This is a genomic window from Pelagibius sp., assembly GCF_965227505.1.
In the GTDB taxonomy this organism is placed as follows: domain Bacteria; phylum Pseudomonadota; class Alphaproteobacteria; order Kiloniellales; family Kiloniellaceae; genus Pelagibius.
Genome location: NZ_OZ245757.1, coordinates 2,916,749 through 2,941,583, shown reverse-complemented (window position 1 = coordinate 2,941,583; position 24,835 = coordinate 2,916,749). Strand labels below are relative to the sequence as shown.

Genomic DNA, 24,835 nt, shown 5'->3' with positions numbered 1-24,835 from the left:
GACGCTGGAGGGGATCGCTAGCGGTTCGCCGGGTGTGCGGGAAGCGGCCCGGACGGCTGTCCGTCGTCGGTCCTGCGCTGCTGCCCGGCCATGGCCCTGTACTTGTCCAGGGCCATCAGCATCTGCTCGGCCAGGGCCGCATCGGGCGCATCGGCCCCTTGCAGCAGAGGATGGGTTGTGGGCTCGGCGGCCTGCGGCGGCAATGATGCAGCCGTGTACTTGATATCCTCGCCAGCGGCGCGGCCGCGACTGCTGATTTCATTGGCGCCGCCTGCTGCTGGCGGCGGGGCGCTGCCCGGCGCCGTCCCGGCCTCGACGGTCGGATCCGCAGGAGCAGGGTCCGGGGGCACCGGCGCTCCCACCGGGCGCAGGTCGTTGAACAGGGCATCCAGGGCGGCCTGGCCGGTCAGCAAGCCGTCGTGTTCTTCGACCCAACGCTCCGCGTCCGCGTGTCCGTCACGCCCCGGGTCTATCCCCCTGTCATGGGCGCCGCCACGCTCGGGGCTGCCACGCTCGGGACTGCCACGCTCGGGACTGGCTGAGGGCGCCGCGGGCGTCAGGCTGTAGAGGGGTGCTCCGGTGGGCGTTCCCGTGGGCGTTCCGGTGGGCGTTCCGATGGGCGTTCCGGGGGCCATCGCCGGCCCTGCCGCCGGGGCGGCATCCGCAGCGGTGATCAACGGCGGGGCGTTAAAGATGCCAGGGGGCAGCGGGAAGCCTGCCGGCACGACTGCCTCCGGCGCTCCTGTCCCCGGCGTTACTGTCTGGGGCGCGGCCGCCACCGCCTCCGCATCCTCTGCACCGCCGTCGAACAGGGCCAGCACGCTGGCGCCGGCATCCTGGCCGGCCATCTCGTCGACCAGCAGGTTGGCGACCGCGCCGACGAAGCCGGTGGGACCGCCGTAGAGCGTGCCGCCGAAAACCCGGGCCGGCGGCGAAATCTCGTCGCCGGTGATGGCGCGGTAAAGGGTGGAGACCAGAGGAATGTGCTGCAGCGGGTTTATGACGTCGAGGAAGTCGGCAAAGGAGAACTCGCTCTCCTCTGTTTCGGCATCGGCTCCGGCGGCGCCGGAGGCGGACGTGGCCTCGGGTGCCTTGGCCGTCGCACCGAAGCGCCCGGCCGCAGCCTCCTGTGCATTAACGTAACCGCGGTAAAACTGAATGTCGCCCATTGGTCCTCCAACGAACCAATCAGCAAGATGCGGGCCAGGATTAAAGATCAATTATATCAATATTTTAGCCTGGAGAGTGGACAACGGCGCGGGCGCCCGGCGGCAAGTTCTGCCCGGAAACTCTGTCCACCCCGGCCCGGCTGGCCGGCGGTTTTGCCGGGCCGGCACCCTGCCGCAGGGGCCCGGGCCCGCGGGGCCGTGGCTCTGGAAGAGGCTCTAGAACAGATGCCCGAAGCGCTCCGCCTTGGTGGCGAGATAGGCCTCGTTGTGGCCGTTGGAGGGAAAGCTGTGCGCCACCCGCTCCTCGACGGCGATCCCGAAACGGCTGAGGGCGGCCACCTTCTGCGGGTTGTTGGTCAGCAGGCGCACTCTGCGAAAGCCCAGGCGGTGCAGCATCTGGGCGGCAGGCAGGTAGACCCGCTCGTCGGCGTCGAAGCCGAGCTGCTCGTTGGCGTCGAGGGTGTCGGCGCCGAGGTCCTGCAGGGTATAGGCCCGCAGCTTGTTGACCAGGCCGATGCCGCGGCCCTCCTGCGCCAGGTAAAGCAGGATGCCGGCCCCGTCCTCGGCGATCGCCTGGATGGCGCCGCGCAGCTGTTCGCCGCAGTCGCAGCGCAGCGAGGACAGCAGGTCGCCGGTGAAACACTCCGAATGCAGGCGCAGCAGCAGGGGGGCTTCCGGTTTGGGGTCGCCGATGATGATGGCCAGATGCTCGGTGCCGCCGTCGTCAGGGCGGAAGGCGACGATCCGCGCGTCTTCCGCATCGGCAAGGGGCACGGCGGCTTCGGCCACGGGGGTCAGGTTACGTGCCGCGGCGAAGCGGTACTCGGCGACATTTGCGGCGGTGACCGCCATCAGATCGCGCGCATCCGCCCAGGCCCTGGGGCTTTGCACCGGGGTGCCGGGCAGCGGCGCCAGCAGGGCCGCCGGCAGAAGCCGGGCCAGCTTGACCAGTTCCACCGCTGCGACGTCCAGTCCCGCCGGCGCCGTAACCACCCGGCGGGCGCGCCCGACGGCGACCTCGGGCGCGCCAGCGTCGGCGACCCAGGTCGCGGTGGGATCGGCAAGCGCGCGGATACGCTCCGCCTCGCGGTCCTCGACAGCCAGCGCCAGAACCCCGCCGCTGGCGATCAGCCCCGCAGCCTCGGGCATGCCCAGGGCCTCCGCCCGACGGGCGGTCAGCAGCAGCAAGGCTTCGGTGCCGGTCAGGGCCGCCAGGTCGGCCAGGCCCTCCGGGCTTGCCTGCTCGGCCGCCTGCACCAGAGCACCTTGGCCCGACCAGTCGTGCAGCACGACGGTGGCGCCGCGGCGCAGTTCCGCCAGGGCGCGCTCGACCGTCTGCAAAACGGCAGAATCCGGGGCTTTTTGTTGTCGCGCGGGCTTTTCCATATCCACTGGTCACTTTACGGCTGCGGGCGGGCCATGTCACGTTGGCTGCCGCCGGGGTCTTGCGCCCAGGACATAGGCCGCCAGCGCGCGCTTGACCAGCCGGATTTCGTCAACCGGTCGCAGTGAGGCCAAACAGGCCCCCAAACAGGGCCGCAAACGAAGAGGGCCGGCCAAGCGGCTAAGGCCCAGCGGGGGGAGAACGACAAGGTCATGACCAGTCAGCCAGAGACCGGCATCGCCGCGTCCGCGCCGGTGTTCCGCGACTATGATCAGGCGGCCCTGGATGCCCAGCTCAACCTGCGCGCCCGCTGGCCGGAGCATCCGCAGTTCTTTGAGCGCTGGGCGGCTGACTCGGCGGCGGTGCGGTCGGCCCGCGGCGGAGAACTGGATCTGTCATACGGCAGCGGGCCCGAGGAGACGCTGGATCTGTTCCCGGCATCCGGCGAGGGTCCGGTCCCCCTGCTGGCCTTCATCCATGGCGGCTACTGGCAGGCGTTGGACAAGAGCGACTACAGCTATCTGGCACCGCCTTTCGCCGACCGCGGCATTGCCTTTGCCAGTCTGAACTACAGCCTGGCGCCGGCGGCGGCCATCGGCACCATGATCGACCAGATCCGCCGCGCGCTTGTCTGGCTGCACAAAAACGCCGGGGCTTATGGCATCGACCCGGGGCGCATCGTCGTCGCCGGGCATTCCGCCGGTGGTCATCTGGCCGCGATGGCCCTCTCGACCGACTGGCCGGCCTTCGAGGCGGGGCTGCCGGCGGGTCTTCTGGCCGGCGGCTGCTCGATTTCGGGGGTCTACGATCTGGAGCCTGTGCGCCTCAGCTACCACAACGCGGTCCTGAAGATCGCGGCGGAGCGGGCTGCCGGGTGGAGCCCCCTGCACGTCCTGCCGGCCGCGGCCCCGCAGATGATCGTTGCGGTGGGCGCCGAGGAAACCGCGGAGTTTCGCCGTCAGCACGCCGAGTACGCGACCGCCTGGCAGCACCGCGGACTGCCCCTGCTTGACGTGGCGCTGCCCGACCGCCACCACTTCAGCGCGGTGGATGCGCTTGGCGAAGCGGACCATCCGCTTTGTGTTGCAGTGCAGCAATTGCTGCACGGGCAGGTTTCTTGAACAGTGCGGCGCGCGATGGTATCTGAGAATTTACAGGGGTTGGTGGTGGATTTGGGAGTTGGATGTCGGCCATGAACGGCGCCGCCGGAAAGAAGATCCTGCTCGTCGATGATGATTCGGCGCTTCGTCAATCGCTTAGCGAACAGCTGCGGCTGCACGAGGAATTCGATACCGCCGAGGCGGAAACTGCGGCTGCCGGGTTGGAAATGGCCAAGGCGGACTACTACGACCTCATCCTGCTCGACCTCGGTCTGCCGGATATGGACGGACGCGATGTCTGCCGGCTGATGCGCCGCGGCGGCGTCAAGTCGCCGATCATCATGCTGACCGCCGCGGAGTCGGACGCCGATACCATCCTGGCGCTCGATGCCGGGGCGAACGACTATGTCACCAAGCCCTTTCGCCTCGGTGTTCTCCTGGCGCGCATGCGCGCGCAGCTGCGCCAGCACGAACAGAGCGAGGACGCCGTCTTCACCATCGGGCCCTACACCTTCCGGCCCAGCGCCAAGCTGCTGACGCATGGCGAGTCGAAGAAGAAGGTGCGTCTGACCGAGAAGGAAACCTCGATCCTGAAGTACCTCTACCGCAGCGGAGACACCGTCGTCGGGCGCGACAAGCTGCTCGGCGAGGTCTGGGGCTACAACGCCGGGGTGACGACCCACACCCTGGAGACCCACGTCTATCGCCTGCGCCAGAAGATCGAGAGCGACCCCTCGGCGGCGGAGATTCTGGTCACGGAGCCGGGCGGCTACCGGCTGGTTCCCTAAATCGCTCCCGGTTTCGGCGCCGCCAGGTCGGCCCGCCCGGCGCTGCGCAGGCGCGGCATCACCATCAGCAGCAGCAGACTGAGGACCGCCGCCAGGCTGGTCAGGGCTGCGAAAGCCGTGCTGCTGGCAACCCAGTCGCCGGACCACTTCACCAGCTGCGCCAGCAGCAGCGGGCCCAGGAAGACGCCGAGATTGCGGCCGGTCATCACGCCGCCGAAGGCGCGTGCCCGTTGCCCGGCGTCGCGGACTGCCTCGGTGGGCAGCGTGAACAGGCAGGTCGGCACGATGCCGGCAGTGATGCCGTAAAGGCAGAGGGACAGCAGGCCGGCAACGCCGCTGCTGCTGACCGGCAACAGCCACCACAGAAGCGCCTGTACAACGACCGCAGCCAGCAGCAGGCGTTCCACGGCCAGTCCCCGGCGCAGCACGAGGCCGGTCAGAACGTTGAAGACGCCGACCAGGATAACGGGAATCAGGTAGACCCAGAGGGCCGCCTCCACGGTGAGGCCGAGGGCGCCGACCAGATATTCCGGCAACCAGGTCATATAGGCCAGATACTGGCCCGACCACAGCATGAAGACCCCGGCGGTCAGCCACAGAGCCCGCTTCTGCCCAAGGGTCCAGGAGAGGCCCTCTGCATTGCCGGCGTCAGGCCCGCCGGTCTGGCCCGAGAAGGGTGCAGAGGAGGGGCCAGAGGAGGGGCCGGAGGAGGGGGCTGAGGAGGCGGCGGCCGCCACCTGCCCCTTGCCGCGCAGGTGCCAGGTCCACGCAATCAGGCCCAGGGCTATCGCAACGCTGGCCAGCCACAGTCCGGCCCAGCCGGTTGTGGCGAGGGCCAGGGGCGCCAGCACCGTGGCGAGCAACTGGCCCGCCGGCATCCAGGCGGCGACGAGGCCGACGACCAGATTGCGGTGCCGCTCGGAAACCAGGGACGTCGCCAGAACCGGGCCGGCCACGGCGAGGATGGCAAAGGCCGCGCCTTCAAGGGCGCGCCCCAGCAGCACGACACCCCCAAGCTGGGGCGCGGCGAGGCTGACCAGGGTGCCGCCGGCCATCAGCGGCAAGGCCAGCAGGATCAGGTTCAGCGGGCCCTGCGCCTCCACGCGCCGGCCGATCCAGACCGACAGCACAATTCCCAGCACCGCATAGACCGACATGAAGCCGCCGGCCAGCACGGGGTCGTAAGCATAGCGATCCAGCAGCAGCGGCAGGACGACCGGCAGCTTGAACTGGGAGAAGGCGGCGAAAACCAGAACCATCAGTCCGAGGCCGATCAGCGCGCCCCTCGGCACCCCTGTCGGCGCAACACGTGGTCGGCTGCCGGATGTCAAGCTCCGCCGCCTCCAGGCCCCGAAAGATGGCGAATTTTCATTGGGGCGGGCCGCTCCTATTCGCTAGAGTGAACCAATTCTCGGCTATGCTTTTCTCGTCCGCTAGATCGGCGGGCCGTATTTTTGGCTGCCGGATCGAAGGGATAAAGGCATTTTGCAGAACGGTAGCGATTTTTTTGTTCGTTTCTGGGGCACGCGCGGCTCGATCTCCTGCCCGGGCGAGAGCCACCTTCGCTACGGTGGCAACACCGCCTGCCTGGAAGTGCGCTGCGGCGAAAAGCTGCTGATCTTCGATGCCGGCACCGGGCTCAGGCCTCTGGGCCGGGAGCTGACGGAAAACTCCCCGCTCGAAGCCGACATCTTCCTCACCCATACCCATCATGACCACATCGTCGGCCTGCCGTTCTTTGCCCCGCTTTTCGACAAGCGCAACCGGATCCGCCTCTGGGCCGGCCATCTGATCCCGGAGCTGACCCTGCACGACGTTCTGGTCCAGTTCATGAACGCACCGCTGTTCCCGGTGCCGCCGAAGATCTTCGCGGCCAACGTCTCGTTCCATGACTTCTCCGCCGGGGACGTGCTGGAACCCAAGCCCGGCGTGCGCCTGATCACCGCGCCGCTCAACCACCCCAACGGCGCGACGGGTTACCGCGTCGACTTCCGCGGCCACGCCATCTGCTACGTGACGGACACGGAGCATCTGGAAGGCCAGCCCGACCGCAACATCCTCGACCTCATTCAGGGCGCCGATCTCGTCATTTACGACAGCACCTACACCGACGAGGAGTTTCCGAAGTACCGCAACTGGGGACATTCCACCTGGCAGGAAGGGGTCAGGCTCTGCAACCAGGCCGACGCCGGCACGCTGGTCATCTTCCACCACGACCCCGGCCACGACGATGCCTTCATGGATCGCGTCGCAGAAGAGGCCGAAGCCCTGCGCCCCGGTACCGTGGTCGCCAAAGAAGGAATGGTGCTGCGGCCATGACGGCTGCCGGCCGCGCAACCGGCTTCCCGCGACTGCAGAGACACTTCGATCAAGACCGAAAAGTCTACGAGCGTTGCGCCGGCTTTGCTGCTGGGGCGCGGAGGGCGGTTGCGAAGCCCGCGCAAGCTCGGCACGGAAGCGGTCTGCCACCGACAGGCCGGGCCGGCCAGAAACGAACCGGCCAGAAGCGAACCGGCCAGAAGCGAACCGGCCAGAAGCGAACCGGCCAGAAGCGAACCGGTCAGAACCGGATCAGACGGAAGCAGCGGGTACTTGCCGCAAAGGGAGCGGGCGGCGGTGCACGCGACAGTCACGCAGAAGTTATGCGCCGCGAGAAGCCTCGGGGGCCCTCATCCCGTAAAATGCCGGCGGAAATCACAGAGCGGGTCCGGGCCGTGTGGAGCCCCCTGACGGGATCTCCCCGGAGATCCGGCGGCCCGGAGACCTGTTCTAACTCTTTGATCTAGGGTGGATTGTTTGCCTGGGCGCCGCCGCAGGAAGGGTGCCGACCAGGCGCGGTCCGCGTGATGGCCCCACGTGGGCGTCCGAAGGGAAAGGCCATGGTGAGCTGGTGGCGAAAAGATCTGGAGGCGGGCCTGCCGGCGCGGGTGAAGGCCGCCGTGCGCGAGCAGGAAGACGCAACCGAGCGCCTGATTTCCTGGATTCAACTGGGCATCGTCCTCACGTTCGGTTCGCTTTACATCATCTCGCCCAAGCCGGAAGTCGATATCGCACCGGTACCCTGGGCGCTTTCCGTCTACCTGGTGCTGACCATCATTCGCGTCGTCTGGTCACACGTCGGCCGCCTGCCGGACTGGTCGCTGGCGGTTTCCGTGTTCTTCGACATCACGCTCCTGATGGTGTTGATCTGGAGTTTTCACATCCAGTACATGCAGCCCGCCTCCTTCTACCTGAAGGCGCCGACGCTCCTCTATGTCTTCATCTTCATTGCATTGCGCGCCCTGCGGTTCGATGCGCGCTTCGTTCTGCTGGCCGGGGCGGTTGCGGCGCTCGGCTGGGGTCTGATGATTCTCTACGTCATCTCCAACGACCCGGCCGACAACATGATCACGCGCGACTACGTCGCCTATATGACATCCAACTCGGTGCTGCTGGGTGCGGAGTTCGACAAGATCCTCTCGATCCTCGTGGTCACCGGCCTCATCGCCTTTGCAATCTATCGCGCCAAGAGCCTCTTGGTGCGCTCCGTCTCCGAACAGGCGGCGGCGCGGGAGCTGTCGCGCTTCTTCGCGCCGGAGATTGCCGAGCGCATCAAGGGCTCCGAAGACCAGATCCGCGCCGGCACCGGCGAGTTGCGTCAGGCCGCGATCCTGAACCTCGACATGCGCGGCTTCACCCGCCTCGCCGGCGAGGCGCCGCCGGACCAGGTGATGACCCTCCTGGCCGAGTACCAGCAGCAGATGGTGCCCATCATCCGCCGCCATGGCGGCTCCATCGACAAGTTTCTCGGTGACGGGATCATGGCCACCTTCGGGGCGGCCGAGCCTTCGGAGAGCTATGCCGCCGACGCCCTGCGCGCGCTGGACGAGGCGATGGCCGCCGCGGCGGTCTGGCAGGACGCTTCCCGCGCGGCAGGGCGAAGCTGTCCTGCGGTCAACGGTGCGGTGGCGGCGGGCACCATTCTTTTCGGTGCGGTGGGGGACGACACCCGGCTGGAGTACACGGTCATCGGCGATGCGGTGAACCTCTCGGCCAAGCTGGAAAAGCACAACAAGGAGCTGGGGGTGCGCGCCGTCTGCGACCGGGAGACCTACGAGACCGCGTTGACCCAGGGCTACAGCCCGCCGGAGCAGACCAGGCTGCTGGAAGCGGTGCCCGTCGGCGGCGTTCGGGACTCTCTCGGTCTGGTCGTGCTGGCGGCTTAGAGCGGCAGCGCCCTACCTGTAGGGATCGGCTGCGTCGCGCAGCCCGTCGCCCAGGAAGTTGAAGGCCAGCACCACGAGGAACAACGGCACCACCGGCAGCATCAGCCAGGGATAGAGTTCGACGATGTTGAGGTCCTGCGCCTCGTTCAGCAGAACGCCCCAGGAGGTCACCGGGGGCCGGAGGCCGATACCGAGGAAGGACAGCGCCGTCTCGCCCAGGATGGCGGTCGGGATCGAAAGGGTGACGGAAGCGATGAGATGGCTGGTGAAGCTGGGCAGCAGGTGGCGGCCGATGATCCGTCGCGGCGAGGCGCCCATGAGCTGAGCCGCGGTTGTGAAGTCCTCCTCGCGCAGGGAGAGGATCTTGGCGCGCACCGCGCGGCCGAGCCCCGGCCAGTCGAGGAAGCCGATGATCACCGAGATACCGACGAAGACCCCGATGGGACTCCAGGTCACCGGCAGCAGGGCCGAGAGTGTCATGAACAGCGGCAGTTCCGGGAAGGAACGGATCAGCTCGATCAGGCGCAGCACGATGGCATCCACCCAGCCGCCGTAGTAGCCGGCGGCGCCGCCGATGATCACGCCCAGTACGAAGGAGATGGCGACGGCGATGAAACCGAGGCTCAACGAGATGCGCGCGCCGTAGAGAATGCGGCTCAGCATGTCGCGTCCCAGGCGGTCGGTGCCGAAGAGGAACAGCGTTCCTCCTTCGGCGGGACAGAAGAGGTGGAGGTCGCCGGGGATCACACCCCAGAACTCGTAGGCATCGCCGCGGCAGAAGAAACGGACTCTCTGAATCTTCTCCGGATTGGGCACGTATTCGCGCGCCAGGGTTTCCATGTTCAGCTTGAAGTCGAAGCCGTAGACGAAGGGCCCGATGAACTCGCCCTCATGAAACAGGTGCAGCGTCTGCGGCGGGGCGTAGATGTGCTGCGTGTCCCGGCTGTGCAGGTTGTAGGGCGCCAGGAATTCGCAGATGACGATGGCGAAATAGATCGCCAGCAGGAAGGCGCCGGACCATACGGCGACGCGGTGACGGCGGAACTTCCACCACATGATGCGCCACTCGGAGGCCTGGTAGTAGCGCTCCTGCTGCGGCGTCAGCGTATCGGCGCGATAGGGATCGAAGGGCGCTTCGTTGACATAGTGGGGCAGGGGTTCGCCCGGCCTGAGGTTGCGGTCGGTCATTTCGACGAGGCCCCTCCCAGGCGGATGCGCGGATCGAGCATGGCGAGCAGGATGTCGGAAATGAAGACGCCGACCACCACCAGCGTCGCCTCGAACATCAGGAAGGCGCCGGCCAGGTACATGTCCTGGCTCTGCAGGGAGCGCAGCAGCAAGGGCCCGTTGGTCGGCAGATCCATCACCACCGAGACCAGCGCGGCGCCGGAGACGACCTGCGGCAGGATCATGCCGATGTCGGCGATGAAGGGATTGAGCGCCAGGCGCAGCGGATACTTCAGGATGATCTTCAGCGGCGAGAGCCCCTTGGCCCGCGCGGTGATGACGTACTGGCGCTGCAGCTCGTCGAGCATGTTGGCGCGCAGGCGGCGGATCATCGCGGCGGTGCCGGAGGTGCCGATGACGAGCATCGGAATCCAGAGGTGGTTGATGACCGAAATCAGCTTGTCGACGGTCCAGGGCGCGTCGATGTACTGCGGGTCCATCAGTCCGCCGATGGATAACCCGAACCAGACGTTGGCGTAGTAGAGCAGCACCAGGGCGAAGAGGAAGTTCGGCATCGCGAGGCCGAAATAGCCGACGAAGGTCGCCGCATAGTCGCCGACCGAGTACTGGCGTACGGCGGAGTAGATGCCGATGGGGAAGGAGACGATATAGGTGAACAGCGTGGTGGCCAGCGCCAGGACGACGGTGAACCAGAAGCGGTCGCCGATCACGTCCACGACCGGCAGTTCGAACTCGAAGGAATAGCCGAGGTCGCCCTGCAGCAGGCCGAGCAGCCAGATCCAGTACTGCTCGATCATCGGCTTGTCGAGGCCGTACTGCTCGCGCAGAAAGGCGATGCGCGCCTGATCGACGGTCTCGCCGCGGGCCTGCTCCTCGGCGATCAGGGTTTCCAGATAGTCGCCGGGCGGCAGCTGGATGATGAAGAAGACCACCAGACTGATCACCAGCAGGGTCGGAATCATCACCAGAAGGCGGCGGGCGAAGTAGCTCAGCATGGGCCCTGAACCTTCGACTCCTGCTGGCCTACCGGATGCGGCCGGCAGCTGAGCATCGCGGGGTCGCTGTCGACGCGCGCGCGCACCCAATGACCGTCGCCAAGGTCGATCATGGTCATCGGCTGGCCGTCCCCATTAGGTGCAATGGTGAAGGGCTGGGGCCAGGCCGTCGGGTCGGAGGCGCGCCCCTCCATCAGCGCCGTGAGGTCGAGGCGCTGGCCGGGGTCGGGTTCGGGGACTGCGGAGAGCAGGGCTTGCGTGTAAGGGTGGACCGGGTTGCGGAACAGGCTCTCGCGCGGCGCCAGTTCCACGAGACCGCCCCGGCACATCACCGCGATGCGGTCGGCGATGTAATCGACCACGGCCAGGTTGTGGCTGATGAAGATATAGGTCAGACCCAGATCCTCCTTCAGGTCCTTCAGCAGGTTCAGCACCTGGGCCTGGATGGAGACGTCCAGCGCGGAGACCGGTTCGTCGCAGATCAGCAGTTGCGGGCGCAGGGCCAGGGCGCGGGCGATACCGATGCGCTGGCGCTGGCCGCCGGAAAAGCTGTGTGGATAGCGTCTTATGTGCTGGCGGTTGAGGCCGACGACGCCCATCAGTTCCTCGACCGCCTGGCGCCGGCTGGCGGCGGTGCCGATACCGTGGATCACCAGGGGCTCGGCGATGATCTCGCCCACGGTCATGCGCGGGTTCAACGAGGAGAAGGGGTCCTGAAAGACGAACTGGATCTGCTTGCGAAAATCCATCAGCGCCTTGTTCTCAAGGGTCAGGACGTTGGTCTCCCGGTCACCCGGGCGGCCGCCGGTGAAGGTGATGCTGCCACTGTCGGGGGTGAGCGCGCGCATGATCATCTTGGAAAGCGTCGTTTTGCCGCAACCGCTCTCGCCCACCAGGCCCAGACACTCGCCCCGGCGCACCGTCAGCGTCACGTCGTCGACCGCCAGCACCTGACTGCTGCTGCCGCCGCCGAAGAGGCCGGACTTGCGGATGGAGAAACGCTTGGTCAGCCCCTCGATCTTCAGGATCGTGCCGTCGGCGTCTTGGGAGCGTTCGATTTTCTCGCCCAGGAAGGCGCCGTCCTCCTGTTTCTTGATCTCGCGGATCGGCACCAGCCGCTCCCCCGGCGCCATGTGAAAGCGCGGCACGGCGCGCAGCAGCGCCGAGAGATAGGGATGCGCAGGCGCGCGGAAGATGTCTTCCAAGGTGCCGCTTTCCATGATCTCGCCGTGATACATGACCACCACCTCGTCGGCGACGTTGGCGACCACGCCCAGGTCGTGGGTGATCATCAGCACCGCCATGCCGAGCTCCGACTGCAGATCCTTGATCAGCTTCAGAATCTGCGCCTGGATCGTCACGTCCAGGGCGGTGGTCGGCTCGTCTGCGATCAGAAGCGCCGGGCGGCAGACCAGCGCCATGGCGATCATGGCGCGCTGGCGCAGGCCGCCGGAGAGCTCGAAGGGATAGGTCTTGATCGCCTTGGCCGGATCGGGAAAGCCCACCAGGCGCAGCATCTCCGTCGCCAGCGCCAGGCCTTCGCTGGCGGAGACCTCCCGGTGCAGGTGCAGGGCTTCCAGGATCTGGTTGCCGACGGTGTGCACCGGCGACAGCGAGGTCATGGGTTCCTGGAAGATGATCGAGATGCGGCTGCCGCGGATGGCGCGCATCGCCTCGCTGTCGGCGTGCAGGCTGGCGATGTCGATAATGTCGCTGGAGCTGGCCGGGTCGTTGAACAGGATCCGTCCGCTGTCGATCTTGGCGCTGCGCGGCAGGATGCCCATGATTGCCTGGCTGACCACCGACTTGCCGGAGCCGGACTCGCCGACCAGGGCGACGGTGCGCCCGGCCGGCACGCGGAAGCTTACGCCGCGCACCGCTTCAAGGCGCCCCTCCGGCAGATCGAAACTGATCCGCAGGTCCTTGATCTGCAAAAGGTTCCGCACAGTGGCTCCCCGGTCCCCAGGCAATACCGCAGGGTTATAGGACGTTTGGCGGGGAATCGCACCCCACCGCCGCATCGCTGTCGATGCCCAGGTCGATCAGGTTGCTGGCCGTCGCGGGATCGAGACTGAGGCCATTGTTCTTGTACGAACGCGCGGCCATCTCCGCGACCTTCTCAAAGCCCTCCAGGCTGGATTCGAAGGTGAGGGCGGTGCCCGCCCCTTTCAGCTTCAGCTCCATGAACCCGGCGCCGAAGACGCTGCGCTTACCGCGCCGGCCGAAGTATCGCAGGCGCATGAAGTCCAGGTCGGACCAGGCCAGAACCTTGGTGGCGAGGCCGCGGCAGGCGATTTCGTTTTCGGTCAGAGCCACCTCCAGCTTGTGGCGCTGCAGGGTCCGCAGGCCGAACACGCCAAAAAGCACGGCGATCCCGCCGAAGATCAGCACCACCGGGATGTTCGGCGGAACCACGGCCAGGACGCCGAGGCCGACCACAAGGCCGGCACCGGAGCGCAGATAATCCCCGACCAGCGCGCGGGACGGGTAGCGGAGCACGATCATGCCACCCCCGAAGCGGATAGAGGCGAAGACGCCGGCACGCTGGCGTTCTGGGCGGCAAAGAGCGCCTCGGCCGTCACAAAGCGGCAGGCCGGGTGGCCGGCGAGGCGCGTCAACAGATCCTCCAGAAACCGCCAGGCGTCCTCGTCGTGGACCGCGTGGTGGGTCAGGATGCCGGTGGCCTCCTCCGGATCGGCGGTCCCCGTGCGGCGTGCTTCCAGGTGGTCGACGAGAAGGCGCAGGGCTGCCGCTGTTCCCAGGAAGCGGCGTTGCGGGCGCCACTGCATGATATCGACGTGACAGTTGATCTGCCGAAGCCCGGGCACCGGCTCCGCAGAACTGCGGGCCTTGTAGGTTGAAAGGCCGGCGAAGCCGAGGGCCGGCAGTTCGGCCACCAGACCGGCGTCGATGCGGTTCCAGGGCGGGACCAGCGCCGCCACCATGCGCCCGCCGCAGAGCTCGGCCAGAAGGGCCAGGCCCTGGCGCAGCTCGTCGGCGATCTCTGGGCGCTGCGCCGTGGCCACCAGTTCGCATTTCTTGGCGTCGGGCTGGGCGTTGTTGCGGTGGGCGAAGCCGTGCTGCAGCACGCGGATGCCTGGGGAGCGGTCCGCCAGGCGGTCTGCGAGGCCGGCCTCGGCGGCCTGCGGGATCACCGCAAGGGCCAGCGGCAGGGCCGCGCGTTCGGCGAGGGCGAGCAGGCGGTCGAGGGCGGGGGTCCGGGCGGCGGCGTCATCATCGCGCCACCACAGGGTTGCCGTCCTTGCGGTCTCCGACCAGCGGTCCAGCTCCCGCTCCACGGCCGCCCAATCGCTCACGCGTCCTGCTCCAGGGCCCTGGCCGGGTCCGCGCCGGGCGCGGCAAGCAGCTTTCGCAGGTGATGGGCGGTCTCTTCGGCGCCTTCCATGCGAAAGGGCTCCCGCGCCTGGGCCGGCGGCTTCTCGAGGGCACGGGCGATGCCCGCCGCCAGGGTCGCGCCGCTCAATCCCTGCTCGTCGACCACGGTCAGGTAGCCCTGTTCGGCCAGGCGTCCGGCGCGCAGGGTCTGCTCGGTTTCGGTGCCGCCGGCAAAGGGCACGACCACGCCGGGCAGGCCGGCGGCCAGCACCTCCATGATGGTGTTGTAGCCGGCCTGGCTGATGGAAAGGCGCGCGCGGGTCAGCAGCAGGGCGAAGTCGCTGCGCGCCCGCTCCACGACGACGCCCTGCGGGGCGCTTGCGGCAAGCGCGCGGTACCCTGCCTCGGGCATGTTCGGGCCGATCAGAATGCGCCAGGGGACATCGGCCAGGGCCGACAGCGGCCGCGCCGCCAGGGCCGCTTCGACAAGATGGCGCCCGACCGCGCCGCCGCCGACGGAAACCACCACCTCGCCATGGCCGGCCTCCGGATCGTCGCTCTGCGGGGCCGGCAGCACCCGGCCCGCCTCGGTGACGTAGCCGGTGTAATGCAGGCGGTCGGCCAGGGCTGCGGCCTCGGGAAAGCTGGTTTCGATGCGAAAGAAGGCCGGATCGCCGTGGACATAGAGCAGATCGAAGTCGCGGCGAAAGGTCTCCAGCATCCAGGTGGCCTTTTCCGGGCGCTCCGGGCGGTTGACGATATCGCGCAGCGAACAGGCGATCAGCGCCGACGGATCGCTGCGGCGCGCCTCGGCGACCAGCGGTTCCAGTTCGAAGCGCATCTTGCGCCGGCCGAAGGGGTAGAGCTCGATCATCACCACCCGCGGGCGGCGGCGGCGGTAAAGATCCAGAAGCTGTTCGCGCCGCGCCGTCATCCAGGCCTCGTCGATGGGCCGGTCCTGTTCGTCGACAATGACGGCGAAGGTTTCGTCCTGGGCGCGGGCCGGGGGCAGCTGCACCACCTCCACGCTGGGCAAGCCCTCCACGCTGGGCAGTCCCAGATCGCCGATCGGCAGGCCGCCGGTGACGAAAACCACCTTCAGCCCGGCTTTCTGGAATGCCCGCGCCAGAACCGCGCCGCGCCGGATGTGCCCGATCCCCAAGAGATGCTGGACATAGAGCATCACGTCGCAGCGCTCCTCCGCCATGCCTTCGATTGCCTCCCGGTTCATCGGTTACACCTTGCTGGGGCGGTCACGCGCCGTCGAGGGCGATGTTCAGGGCCGAAACCGATGGCCGCCCGTCCGCCGCCAGGGCGAAGCGGTGCGCGGTGGCGGGTTTCAGCTTCACCGGCGGCCTGTCACGCATATCCCATCCGCTGGCTAGGGCATAGACGGCTCTGATCACACCTTTGTGCGTCACTGCAACGACATCGCGCGCTTCGCCCGCCTGTTCGCGCAGCCACGGCAGGACCCTGTTCTGAACGGCTCTCGGACTCTCGCCGTTCGGGGGCCGAAAGTCCAACCCCCGCGCTTCGTTGGCGGCCATCGCCGCTCCACCGGCGGCGCGCAGCGCCTCCAGGCGGTGCCCTTCCCAGTCGCCCCAATCGGCCTCGACCAGCCGTGCGTCCTGGGTCAGGGGCTGCGCCAGCGGGCCGCCTGACGCCAGCTGGCTGCGCAGGATTTCGGCGGTTTCGCGGGCCCGTTTCAGGGGGCTGCAGATCCAGGCCGCCGCCGCGGCCCCGTCCGGCAGGCGCCAGCCCGCAACGGCGGTGCGTCCCGCGGCCGACAGCGGTTGATCGCTGCGGCCCTGCAGGCGCCCCTCTTCGTTCCAGGCGGTCGGGCCGTGGCGGACCAGCAGCAGCGCCGTCACCGGCGGCTCGCTTCTTCCAGGATCGTGTTGAGCCGCCGGGCGGCCGCCAGCAGGCTGTGGTTCTCGGCGACGACCTTCGGGGCCGCTTCGCCCATGGCGCTGCGGCTGGCGGTCTGGGTCAGGATTTCGCGGACGCTGGCGGCGAAGGTCGCCAGCCCGGGGTCGCAGAGATAGCCGGTCACCCCTTCCTCGACCAGGGTCTCCACCCCCGGGTTGCGCCCGGCGACCACCGGCAGGCCGGCGGCCTGTGCCTCCAGCAGGGCCATGCCGAAAGCCTCGTTCACCGCCGGCCAGACCAGCAGGTCGCAGGCTGCATAGAGCGCCGGCATGACCTCCGGCTGGACCCGGCCGAGGAAGCGCACCCGCTCCGGCTGGGCCCAGGCAAAGGCCTGACGCACCTCTTCATAGGCGCTGCCGTCGCCGGCCACCACCAACTGCCAGGGCATGTCGGGAATGGCGCGCAGCGCCTGGGCCAGAAGCTGGTAGGACGCCAGCTTGTCGCCCGGCCGGGTCATGGCCGCGGCCAGCAGCCAGGGCAGTTCCGGGTTCAGGTGCTGTTCCTTGGCCAGGGCCTGGCGGTACTCGGCGCGCAGCGGGCGCACGGCATCATAGGGGGCGGTGTCGAGAAAGGCCTTCAGCGGGCGCACCTTGTCCTGGTCCGGGATCAGCTTGGCGTCCAGCGGATTGAAGGTGACGACCGCGGCGGCCTGTTCCAGCGCCTGCAGGACCGCACGGTGACTGGCCGCCCAGGGGCCGCTGGCGCGCTTGTGGGCGACCGAGGCCTCGGCCACCACGTAGGGAATCTTCAGCGCCGCGGCGACCGCCGGCCCGATCCAGTCGGGCGCTTTGTAATAGAGGTGATAGGTGAACCAGAGCTGCGGGCGCTGGCGGGCCGGCAGCGCCTTGTAGCGCCGGATCAGGCGCTGCGCCAGACCGCCCCCCACTTTCTGCAGGCGGGTCTGGCGCTCCGGGTCTCCGGCGGCTTCGCGGCTGCGGAAGCGGCTGGCCAGGGTGACGTCGTGTCCGGCCTGCTCGAGCGCCTGCATCAGCAGCCGCGCCATCAGCCGGTCACCGGACGGATTCACGTGTGTCGGAGGTTTCAGTGGAGCATAAAAAGCAATACGCATAGCGCCGAATACACAAATCCTATAACGATCCGGCCAGGCTTTTCGCCCCGCCGGCCCTGAACAAACTGTCTAGCGCATCGATTCCGCGCTTCATATCAAATTCGCCCCGGACGCGGGCCTGGCCGGCCCCGCCCAGGCGCCTGCGCGCCTCAGGGTCGGCGATGAGCCCGGCCAGTGCCGTGGCCAGGCTGGCCGGGTCGTCGGGCGGGACCAGGGCGCCGCTGACGCCGTCCTCGATCAGCTCCGGAATGGCGGCCACGGCGGTGGAAAGGCAGGCCAAACCCTGACTCTGAGCCTCCATGAGGACATTGGGCAGCCCGTCGCGGTCGCCGCTCCCGGCGATCCGGCTGGCGAGCACGAAAAGCTCGGCATCGCGGTAAAGGCCCAGGATCTCCTCCTGCGCAAGGGGGCCGCGCCAGTCAATCCGCGAGTCCAGGCCGAGCGCCCTGGCCTGTTGCTGCAGGGGCGCCGCCAGGGGGCCGCCGCCGACATGGATGAGGTCCCAGTGCAGGTCCTTCGGCAGCTGCGCAAGCGCTGCAAGGAGGTCGTCGTAGCCCTTTTTCTCGACCAGGCGCCCGACCGAAAGCAGGCGCACCCGGCGGTCCGGCGCGCCGCCGTCGCGCGGGGTCGTTCCGGCCCTCGGCGGGGCGGGGGCCGCAAAACGGGTGAGGTCGAGCCCGTGGTAGACCAGCGACACGCGTCCCGGCTCCGGCGCCAGGTCGCGCAGGTGCCGGGCGCCATAGGCGGTGCAGGTGACCAGCCAGTCCGCCTCGGCCAGTTTCTCGCGCTTCTCCCAGTCGGGGGTGGTCCAGATGTCCTTGGCGTGGGCCGATACGCTCCACGGCAGGCCGCGCAGCAGGCTGGTGTAGCGCGCCACCGAGGCCGGTGTGTGCAGGAAGTGGGCGTAGAGTCTCTCGACGTCCGTCGGCAACTCCGCGGCCAGCACGCAGGCCTGGCCGAAGCGGCGGACCCGGTTGGGCGTCAGATCGCGCCACAGGTCCTTCACGAAGGCGCGCCACGCCGCGCCGTAGCCGGGCAGGCGCCGGGCGCGCCGCCAGCCGGCGAACACCCGCAGCGGTTCCTGATAGAGGTATTCGGGCAGGTAGCAGACCGGCGCCGTGATCTCGTCGTGAATAGGGTGGCGCTTGCGGTCCGTCGGATGACGCAGCGAAATCAGGCGCAAGCCGAAGCCGCGCTGCTGCAGGGCCAGAAGCTCCTGGGCGATGAAGGTCTCCGACAGGCGCGGATAGCCTTTCAGCACCACGCCCAGCACGGGAGCGTCTGCAGAGGGGGTGTCTGCAGAGGGAGCATCGGCGGGGGGCGTTGCCGGGCTGCGGAACGCGGCTTCCGTCACGCCTGCCCCTGTGTTGCTTCGGCCAGGCTCAACCCGCTGCCGCCTTGCTCAAGCCAATGGTCGGCAAGGCGCACGACGTTTCTGGCGCCGTCGAGCAGGCCGGGTATTACGACCTCCGAGGGGCGGCTCTGCTGCGGCAGGTTGCGCAGCGCCGTCGCCATGAGCCTGGCATCGCGCACGCCGTCGTCGCGCAGCATGCGGATCAGGCCCAGGTCCTGCGCGCGCGAGGCACGGATGTGCTGTTCCATGCGCGGTTCGGTGCGCGGCACCACCAGCGCCCGCTTGTCGAAGGACAACACCTCGCAGAAGGTGTTGTAGCCGCCCATGCAGACCATGCCGACCGCCCGGTCGACCAGGTTCTCGATCCGCGCCTCGAAGGTGATGGCTTCGACGTTGGGCAGTCTCGCCACCCGCGCCTGCAGGTCCGCCTGAACCTCGCTGTTCATGAAAGGCCCGAGAACCAGCAGGGCCGGATAGGGCATCTCCGCATCGCCCTCATAGGCGCGCAGCACCCAGTCGATGATGGCTTCGCCATCGCCGCCGCCGCCGGCCGTCACCAGGATGTAGGGTTCGCCGATCTTCTCCAGGGTCACCTGGGCGCCCGCCTCCGGCATGCTGCGGCGCAGGTAGCCGGTGTAGGTCATCTTTTTACGAACGGAATCCGGCAGATCGATCCCTTCCAGCGGGTCGCAGACCTGCGGCAGGCCATAGACCCAGATGTCGTCGTAGTAGCGCGCCAGCGCCGGGACAACCTGCTTGCGCTCCCACTCCGGTGCCAGCAGCCCGGGCTCGTCCATGACGTCGCGCAGGCCCAGCACGCAGGGCGTGCCCCGCTGATGCAGCATGGCGAGGGTGCCCTCCACCTCGCCGCGCAGGCCGAGCGGTTCCTTGTCGACGATGAAGAGGTGCGGGTCGAAGGCCTTGGCGGTGTGTTCGATGATGGAGGCGCGCATCTCCATGGTCTGCTCGATGTCGATGTGCAGCGCCAGCGAGGTGTAGTCGCCGTTGCGCAGCTTGATGACGCCGGGCACCCGCACGAAATCGACCCGGGCCCGGAAATCGAAGGAGCCGATGATGGGAGATCCTGAGAGGATCAGGACCGACAGCGCCTTGTGGGCCTCCGCCAGGGTATGGGCAATCTCGCGGCAGCGCCGCAGATGGCCGAGGCCGAAGCTGTCGTGACTGTAGATGAGGACACGCTTGCCCTTCCGGCTGTCTTTCACGCGGCCTCCTCTCTTCTCACGATAAAAAGCGCCGGAACAATGCACCGGGCGCCGGCGGGACTATGACATAGGCCCCGCCGACCCGGAAGCCCGCTCAATCCTGCCCGCTCGAAGCTCACAAGTCCGCGATCCGGCTTTCCCGGCACCCGGGGGCAGCCGTTTACCCGCTGCGGACCATGGGCTAAGTTGCGAGACGGAAAACGGTGGGAGCAAAGCGGAAGCTGGCCGAAGGATCAAACGGTTAGCCCGGGTCCGTGACGGGTATGGAACCTAATATCTTCAGATACGTCTGGCACCACAGCCGACCGGAGCAGCTCTTCATTCTGCTTCTGGTGATCGTATCCCTGCCCTTTTACTACTTCTCCCTGAACCTGCCCAAGCAGATCGTCAATCAGGGCATCCAGGGCCAGGGCTTCGACGGCCCCGGCGCCACCCAGCCGTTTTTCCGGCTGCATATGCCCTTCGGCGAGAGCCTTTTCGGGGAGCCTGTTCTGCTGTTCGACGGCCTGTCCCTCGCTCAGGCCGACATGCTGACCGCCCTCAGCCTGGTGTTCCTCAGCCTTGTCATCGTCAACGGCCTCTTCAAGTTCGTCATCAACACCCGCAAGGGGCGTTTGGGCGAACGGCTGCTCCGGCGCCTGCGTTACGAACTGAGCGACCGCATCCTGCGCTTTCCGCTGCCGCAAATCCGCCGGGTCAAGCCGTCCGAAATGGCGACGATGATCAAGGACGAGGTGGAACCGCTGGGCGGTTTCATCGGCGATGCCTTCGCAACGCCGATTTTTCTTGGCGGACAGGCGCTGACCGCGCTGGCCTTTATCATGGTGCAGTCGATCTGGCTCGGCCTCGTCGCGGCCGCGGTGGTGCTGTTCCAGGCCTTTCTGATTCCGCGGCTGCGGCGGCGCATTCTTGTGCTGGGGCGGGAGCGCCAGCTGACGGCGCGGATGCTGGCCGGGCGGATCGGCGAGCTGATCGACGGCGCCATCGAGATCCACGCCAACGATACCACCAACTACGAGCGGGCCGACCTGACCTCGCGCCTGGGCCGCATTTTCAGGATTCGCTACGAGATCTATCAGCGCAAGTTCTTCGTCAAGTTCCTGAACAACCTGCTGGCCCAGATCACGCCGTTCATGTTCTACCTCGGCGGCGGTCTGCTGGCGATCACCGGCCACCTCGACATCGGCGCCCTGGTGGCGGTCATCGCCGCCTACAAGGACCTGCCGGCGCCGATCAAGGAACTGATCAACTGGGACCAGCAACGCCTGGACGTGCAGATCAAGTACGAGCAGGTGATCGAGCAGTTCCAGCCGCCGGCGCTGATCGATCCCGAGCGCCAGGCCGTCGAGAACGATCCGGGTGCGCCGCTGGAGGGTCCTCTGGTCGCTTCCGCTCTCTCGCTCCTGGACGAGAACGACATCCCGCTGCTGCGGTCGGTCAGCTTCACCGCGGAGTCGACCCAGCACATCGCCGTCGTGGGTCAGAGCGGAAGCGGAATGGAGCAGTTGAGCCTGCTGCTCGCCGGATTGCTGGAGCCGAGCTCCGGGTCGTTGCGTATCGGCGGCCGTGACGTCGATGCACTGCCCGCAGCCGTGACCGGCCGGCGCATCTCCTACGTCGGTCAGAACGCCTATCACTTCACAGGCTCGCTGCGGAACAACCTGCTCTACGGCCTCAAGCACCGGCCGGTGATCGCGGCCGACCCGGAGCGTTCCACCTCCGCCTTCGACAAGGCCGAGAGCCGCAGGTCCGGCAACCCGGACCTCGATATCCATGACGACTGGATCGACTATCACGCCGCCGGTGCCGAGGGGGAGGCGGACATCACCGAGCGCATGCTCGATGTGCTTGCCACTGTGGACCTCGTCGACGACGCCTATCGCTTCGGCCTCACCGGCACCATCGATCCGGTCAGCAAGCCCGATGTGGCCGACGGAATCCTGATGGCCCGCGCCGCCATCATCGAGCGGCTGGCGACCAGCGGCAACGAAGACCTCGTCATTCGCTTCGAGGCCGATGCCTACAACTTCAACGCCAGCGTCGCCGAGAACCTGCTGTTCGGCACACCCCGGCGCCACGACTTTGTATCGGAGGAACTGGCCAGCAACGAAACGGTCAGGACGATCCTCCGCGAAGCGGAGCTTACCGACAGCTTCGTTTCCATGGGCGTGACGATTGCCAAGACCATGGTGGAGATCTTCGCCGATCTGCCGCCGGGCCATCCCTTCTTCGAGCAGTTCAGCTTCATCAGCGACGACGACCTGCCAGAGTTCCGCACCATCGTCACCCGTGTCGACAACCTGGGTGTGGAGGCGCTGGACAAGGCGGCCCGCCAGCTGCTTCTGGGTCTGCCGTTCAAGTACGTCGAGGCCCGCCACCGCCTGGGCCTGGTGGACGAAGCCATGGCCAAGCGGCTGATCGATGCCCGCCGGCGCCTTGCCGAACGCCTGGAGCGCGACTGTCCGGATGCCGTCGAGTTCTACCGCGCCGATGCCTACAACGCCGCCGCCTCGCTGCAGGACAACATCCTCTTCGGACGGCTGGCCTACGGCCAGGCGCAGGCGGAGGAAACCATCGGCCGGACCCTTCTGGAGGTGCTCGACGATCTCGGCCTGCGCCAGACCGTGATCGAGGCCGGCCTGGACTACAACGTCGGCATCGGCGGCGGCCGCCTGTCGGCGGGTCAGCGCCAGAAGCTGGCGATCGGCCGGGCGCTGCTCAAGAACCCGGACATCCTGATCGTCAACGAAGCCGCCTCGGTGCTGGACCGGTCCAGCCAGGTGCGTCTGATCGACAGCATCCTCGAACGCCGCAAGGGGCGCGGCGTTATCTGGACGCTGCAGCGCCCGGAGCTGGCCAGTCGCTTCGAGATGATTCTGGTCATGGGCAATGGCCGCCTGGTCGAACAGGGCAGCTATCAGGACCTGCAGGAAAAGGGAACGACCTTCAAAACGCTCGTCGCCGCAGAATAGGCGGCGGGCCAATAATGGGCGCACCACGGCCTGTGGGCGCCCACATAACAGAGGAACAAGGAAGCGGGCGATGAGTATTGATCAAGAAGTTGAGATCCTGCGCCGGATACCGATCTTTTCCGAGATCGACCCGGCAAAGCTGAAACTCATGGCCTTCGCCAGTGAACGCCTGACCTTCAAACCGGGCCAGCGGCTGTTCAATCAAGGCGAAATGGGCGATGCGGCCTATATTGTCCTGGACGGCAAGGCGGACATTCTGGTCGACGGCGATGACGGCCCTTTGCGCGTTGCCCAGTTGGCGGAGAACGAGATCATCGGCGAGATCGCCATTCTTTGCGACATTCCGCGCACGGCCTCTGTTGAAGCGGCATCCCAACTCACCACATTGAAGATCACGAAGGATCTTTTTTTCCGCATGATCATGGATTTCCCGGAAATGGGTGTAGAGGTAATGCGCGTCCTGGCCCACCGCCTGGAGCAGACAACCACGCAACTGCGTGTCGCCCGGGCGGCCGGATGAGGGTGAGGACAAGCAGCCGAGCGAGCGCCCTGCCGGCGCCGCGCCCCGGCCTGGCCGGCGCCCCTGCCGCGCCGGTGCCATCCGCGAGACTGTGTCGTGGGCTTGCCCACTCGTGAGCCGCCTGGACAGCTTCATACGCCGGCTGCAGGCGCAGCGGGCCTGCATCGACGCCGCCGTCGACCTGGTGACGTCGCTGCCGGGCCCCGTTTTCGAACTCGGGCTCGGTAACGGGCGCACCTACGACCACCTGCGGACCCGCTGCCCGGACCGGGAGGTGTTCGTTTTCGAACGCAAGGTGGCCGCGCATCCGGACTGCATTCCCGATGCGGACCATCTCTTCGAGGGCCCGCTGGAGGATACCCTCGAAGCGGCGGTGGCGCGTTTTCCCAACCAGGTCGCTCTGATCCATGCCGATCTCGGCAGCGGCCGGCCGGATCAGGATGCCCGGCTGTCCGCCTTCGTGGCGCGGCAACTGCCGCTCCTGCTCGCCGGCGGCGGCGTCGTCGCCTCGGATCAGGACGTGGTCTGGCCGCAGGCCGAGATCATGGCCCTGCCGGAAGGCGTGCGGCCGGGCCGCTACTACCTGTTCCGCAAGGAGTAGACGCGCGCCCCGGGCCGTACCGTCCGGCACGGCGCCCGCGGCGCGGCTGCGGGATCATTTCAGATCCAAAACGACCGGGACATGGTCGGAGGGCTTCTCCCAGGTCCGGGTCTCGCGGGCGATTGTCAGTGTCTTCAGGCGCTTGCGTAAGGGTTCGGTGGTCAGGATGTGGTCCAGCCGCCAGCCGTAGTTCTTGGCGAAGGCCTGCGGAAACCGGTAGCCCCACCAGGTGAAGAGTAGTTCCGGTTCCGGAATGAAGTGTCGCGGTACGTCGATCAGCCCGCCCGCCTTCCACAGCTTCATCATGTGCTCGCTCTCGACCGGCGTGTGGCCGACGCTGCGCCGCAAGCGCTTGTGATTCCACACATCGTTTTCCAACGGTGCGACGTTCAGATCCCCCACCAGCACCGCTTTGCGCTCGCCCAGCTTCTCCCTCTTCGCCCAGCGCGCCATCTCGCTCAGAAACTGGAGCTTGTGGGCGAACTTGTCATTCTGTTCCGGGTCCGGAACGTCACCGCCCGCCGGGACATAGAAGTTGTGGAGTTCGACGCCGCCGACCGTCACCGCTACGTGCCGGCAGTCGTCCCGTCTGCACCAGACCTGTTTGCTGGGCTTGGTGAAGCGGCGGCGGGAGACGATGGCCACCCCGTTGTATCCCTTCTGCCCGTGCACCAGGCAATGCGGATAGCCCATCGCCGCCAGGGCTTCCGTCGGGAAGATCTCCGTCGGCATCTTGATTTCCTGCAGGCAGATGACATCGGGGTTGTGGGCCTCGGCGAAGCGCGCCAGGTGGTCCAGGCGCTGACGCAGAGAGTTCACGTTCCAGGTGGCGATGCGCAAGGCCATGGGCGCTCCAAAGGGCTAGTGGGCAGGTTGTTCCGGGATCGTAACGAAATGGTCTGGTTGTTCCGCTTCCGAAACAAAGGGGCAGGCTGCGGGCTGCAGGCTAATGCAAGGCGGCGAGCGATGGAACCGCCTGCGCAACGATCGGCACCGCCGCAC

The 24,835-nt window shown here is 67.4% G+C and carries 21 protein-coding genes; 7 read left to right on the top strand and 14 right to left on the bottom strand.

Annotated features, from left to right (window positions below; genetic code table 11):
* Positions 1-17: 17 nt before the first annotated feature.
* Complete coding sequence (locus ACO06P_RS14020; protein ID WP_420345855.1) at positions 18-1,169, bottom strand: hypothetical protein; 1,152 nt, start codon at positions 1,167-1,169, stop codon at positions 18-20.
* A 216-nt stretch (positions 1,170-1,385) separates the two neighbouring features.
* On the bottom strand, positions 1,386-2,555 hold the full coding sequence (gene ribA, locus ACO06P_RS14015; RefSeq protein ID WP_420345854.1) for a GTP cyclohydrolase II: 1,170 nt from the start codon (positions 2,553-2,555) through the stop codon (positions 1,386-1,388).
* Positions 2,556-2,765: 210 nt separating this feature from the next.
* Between ribA and ACO06P_RS14010 the strand changes: the two genes are divergently transcribed.
* Positions 2,766-3,674 carry an alpha/beta hydrolase gene (locus ACO06P_RS14010; RefSeq protein WP_420345853.1) on the top strand — a complete coding sequence of 303 codons (909 nt, stop codon included), beginning with the start codon at positions 2,766-2,768 and terminating at the stop codon, positions 3,672-3,674.
* Positions 3,675-3,745: 71 nt separating this feature from the next.
* Complete coding sequence (locus ACO06P_RS14005; protein ID WP_299395485.1) at positions 3,746-4,441, top strand: response regulator transcription factor; 696 nt, start codon at positions 3,746-3,748, stop codon at positions 4,439-4,441.
* Here ACO06P_RS14005 and ACO06P_RS14000 read toward each other — a convergent pair.
* Entirely contained in the window at positions 4,438-5,772 is a 1,335-nt protein-coding gene (locus tag ACO06P_RS14000) for an MFS transporter (RefSeq protein ID WP_420345852.1), read from the bottom strand. The two genes, ACO06P_RS14005 and ACO06P_RS14000, sit on opposite strands and share 4 nt — an antisense overlap.
* Before the next feature lie 154 nt (positions 5,773-5,926).
* Between ACO06P_RS14000 and ACO06P_RS13995 the strand changes: the two genes are divergently transcribed.
* A complete protein-coding gene (locus tag ACO06P_RS13995; protein ID WP_420345851.1) occupies positions 5,927-6,760 on the top strand; it encodes an MBL fold metallo-hydrolase in 834 nt (277 codons plus the stop codon).
* Between the two features lie 560 nt (positions 6,761-7,320).
* Positions 7,321-8,646, top strand: a complete 1,326-nt coding sequence (locus tag ACO06P_RS13990; protein ID WP_420345850.1) for an adenylate/guanylate cyclase domain-containing protein — start codon at positions 7,321-7,323, stop codon at positions 8,644-8,646.
* A 12-nt stretch (positions 8,647-8,658) separates the two neighbouring features.
* On the opposite strand, the gene ACO06P_RS13985 is transcribed toward ACO06P_RS13990, so the two are convergent.
* From ACO06P_RS13985 to ACO06P_RS13940, 10 genes are all read right to left on the bottom strand, one after another.
* Positions 8,659-9,834 carry an ABC transporter permease gene (locus ACO06P_RS13985; RefSeq protein WP_420345849.1) on the bottom strand — a complete coding sequence of 392 codons (1,176 nt, stop codon included), beginning with the start codon at positions 9,832-9,834 and terminating at the stop codon, positions 8,659-8,661.
* Positions 9,831-10,829, bottom strand: a complete 999-nt coding sequence (locus ACO06P_RS13980; protein WP_420345848.1) for an ABC transporter permease — start codon at positions 10,827-10,829, stop codon at positions 9,831-9,833. The genes ACO06P_RS13985 and ACO06P_RS13980 overlap by 4 nt, the downstream gene beginning before the upstream one ends.
* Positions 10,823-12,775 (bottom strand): dipeptide ABC transporter ATP-binding protein, encoded by a 1,953-nt coding sequence (locus tag ACO06P_RS13975; RefSeq protein ID WP_420345847.1) that lies wholly within the window; start codon positions 12,773-12,775, stop codon positions 10,823-10,825. Before ACO06P_RS13975 ends, ACO06P_RS13980 begins: the two co-directional genes overlap by 7 nt.
* Positions 12,776-12,809: 34 nt before the next feature.
* Positions 12,810-13,334 (bottom strand): hypothetical protein, encoded by a 525-nt coding sequence (locus ACO06P_RS13970; protein WP_420345846.1) that lies wholly within the window; start codon positions 13,332-13,334, stop codon positions 12,810-12,812.
* Positions 13,331-14,146, bottom strand: a complete 816-nt coding sequence (locus ACO06P_RS13965) for a polysaccharide deacetylase family protein (protein ID WP_420345845.1) — start codon at positions 14,144-14,146, stop codon at positions 13,331-13,333. The genes ACO06P_RS13970 and ACO06P_RS13965 overlap by 4 nt, the downstream gene beginning before the upstream one ends.
* Positions 14,143-15,396: a glycosyltransferase family protein gene (locus ACO06P_RS13960; RefSeq protein WP_420345844.1), complete on the bottom strand. Its 1,254-nt coding sequence runs from the start codon at positions 15,394-15,396 to the stop codon at positions 14,143-14,145. Before ACO06P_RS13960 ends, ACO06P_RS13965 begins: the two co-directional genes overlap by 4 nt.
* A gap of 22 nt (positions 15,397-15,418) precedes the next feature.
* A complete protein-coding gene (locus ACO06P_RS13955; protein WP_420345843.1) occupies positions 15,419-16,036 on the bottom strand; it encodes a histidine phosphatase family protein in 618 nt (205 codons plus the stop codon).
* Entirely contained in the window at positions 16,033-17,097 is a 1,065-nt protein-coding gene (locus ACO06P_RS13950) for a glycosyltransferase family 4 protein (RefSeq protein ID WP_420345842.1), read from the bottom strand. Before ACO06P_RS13950 ends, ACO06P_RS13955 begins: the two co-directional genes overlap by 4 nt.
* A gap of 85 nt (positions 17,098-17,182) precedes the next feature.
* Positions 17,183-18,517, bottom strand: coding sequence for a glycosyltransferase family 4 protein (locus ACO06P_RS13945; RefSeq protein ID WP_420345841.1), 1,335 nt, complete (start codon positions 18,515-18,517; stop codon positions 17,183-17,185).
* Complete coding sequence (locus ACO06P_RS13940; RefSeq protein ID WP_420345840.1) at positions 18,514-19,740, bottom strand: glycosyltransferase family protein; 1,227 nt, start codon at positions 19,738-19,740, stop codon at positions 18,514-18,516. The genes ACO06P_RS13945 and ACO06P_RS13940 overlap by 4 nt, the downstream gene beginning before the upstream one ends.
* Positions 19,741-20,003: 263 nt before the next feature.
* Here ACO06P_RS13940 and ACO06P_RS13935 point away from each other — a divergent pair, with 263 nt between their 5' ends.
* The 3 genes from ACO06P_RS13935 (at position 20,004) to ACO06P_RS13925 (ending at position 23,833) form a co-directional block, all read left to right on the top strand.
* Positions 20,004-22,712, top strand: a complete 2,709-nt coding sequence (locus ACO06P_RS13935) for an ATP-binding cassette domain-containing protein (RefSeq protein ID WP_420345839.1) — start codon at positions 20,004-20,006, stop codon at positions 22,710-22,712.
* Between the two features lie 70 nt (positions 22,713-22,782).
* Positions 22,783-23,232: a cyclic nucleotide-binding domain-containing protein gene (locus ACO06P_RS13930; RefSeq protein WP_420345838.1), complete on the top strand. Its 450-nt coding sequence runs from the start codon at positions 22,783-22,785 to the stop codon at positions 23,230-23,232.
* A 112-nt stretch (positions 23,233-23,344) separates the two neighbouring features.
* Positions 23,345-23,833 (top strand): class I SAM-dependent methyltransferase, encoded by a 489-nt coding sequence (locus tag ACO06P_RS13925; protein ID WP_420345837.1) that lies wholly within the window; start codon positions 23,345-23,347, stop codon positions 23,831-23,833.
* Positions 23,834-23,887: 54 nt separating this feature from the next.
* Here the strand turns inward: ACO06P_RS13925 and xth are convergent, their stop codons facing one another.
* A complete protein-coding gene (xth, locus tag ACO06P_RS13920; RefSeq protein ID WP_420345836.1) occupies positions 23,888-24,679 on the bottom strand; it encodes an exodeoxyribonuclease III in 792 nt (263 codons plus the stop codon).
* Positions 24,680-24,835: the final 156 nt, after the last annotated feature.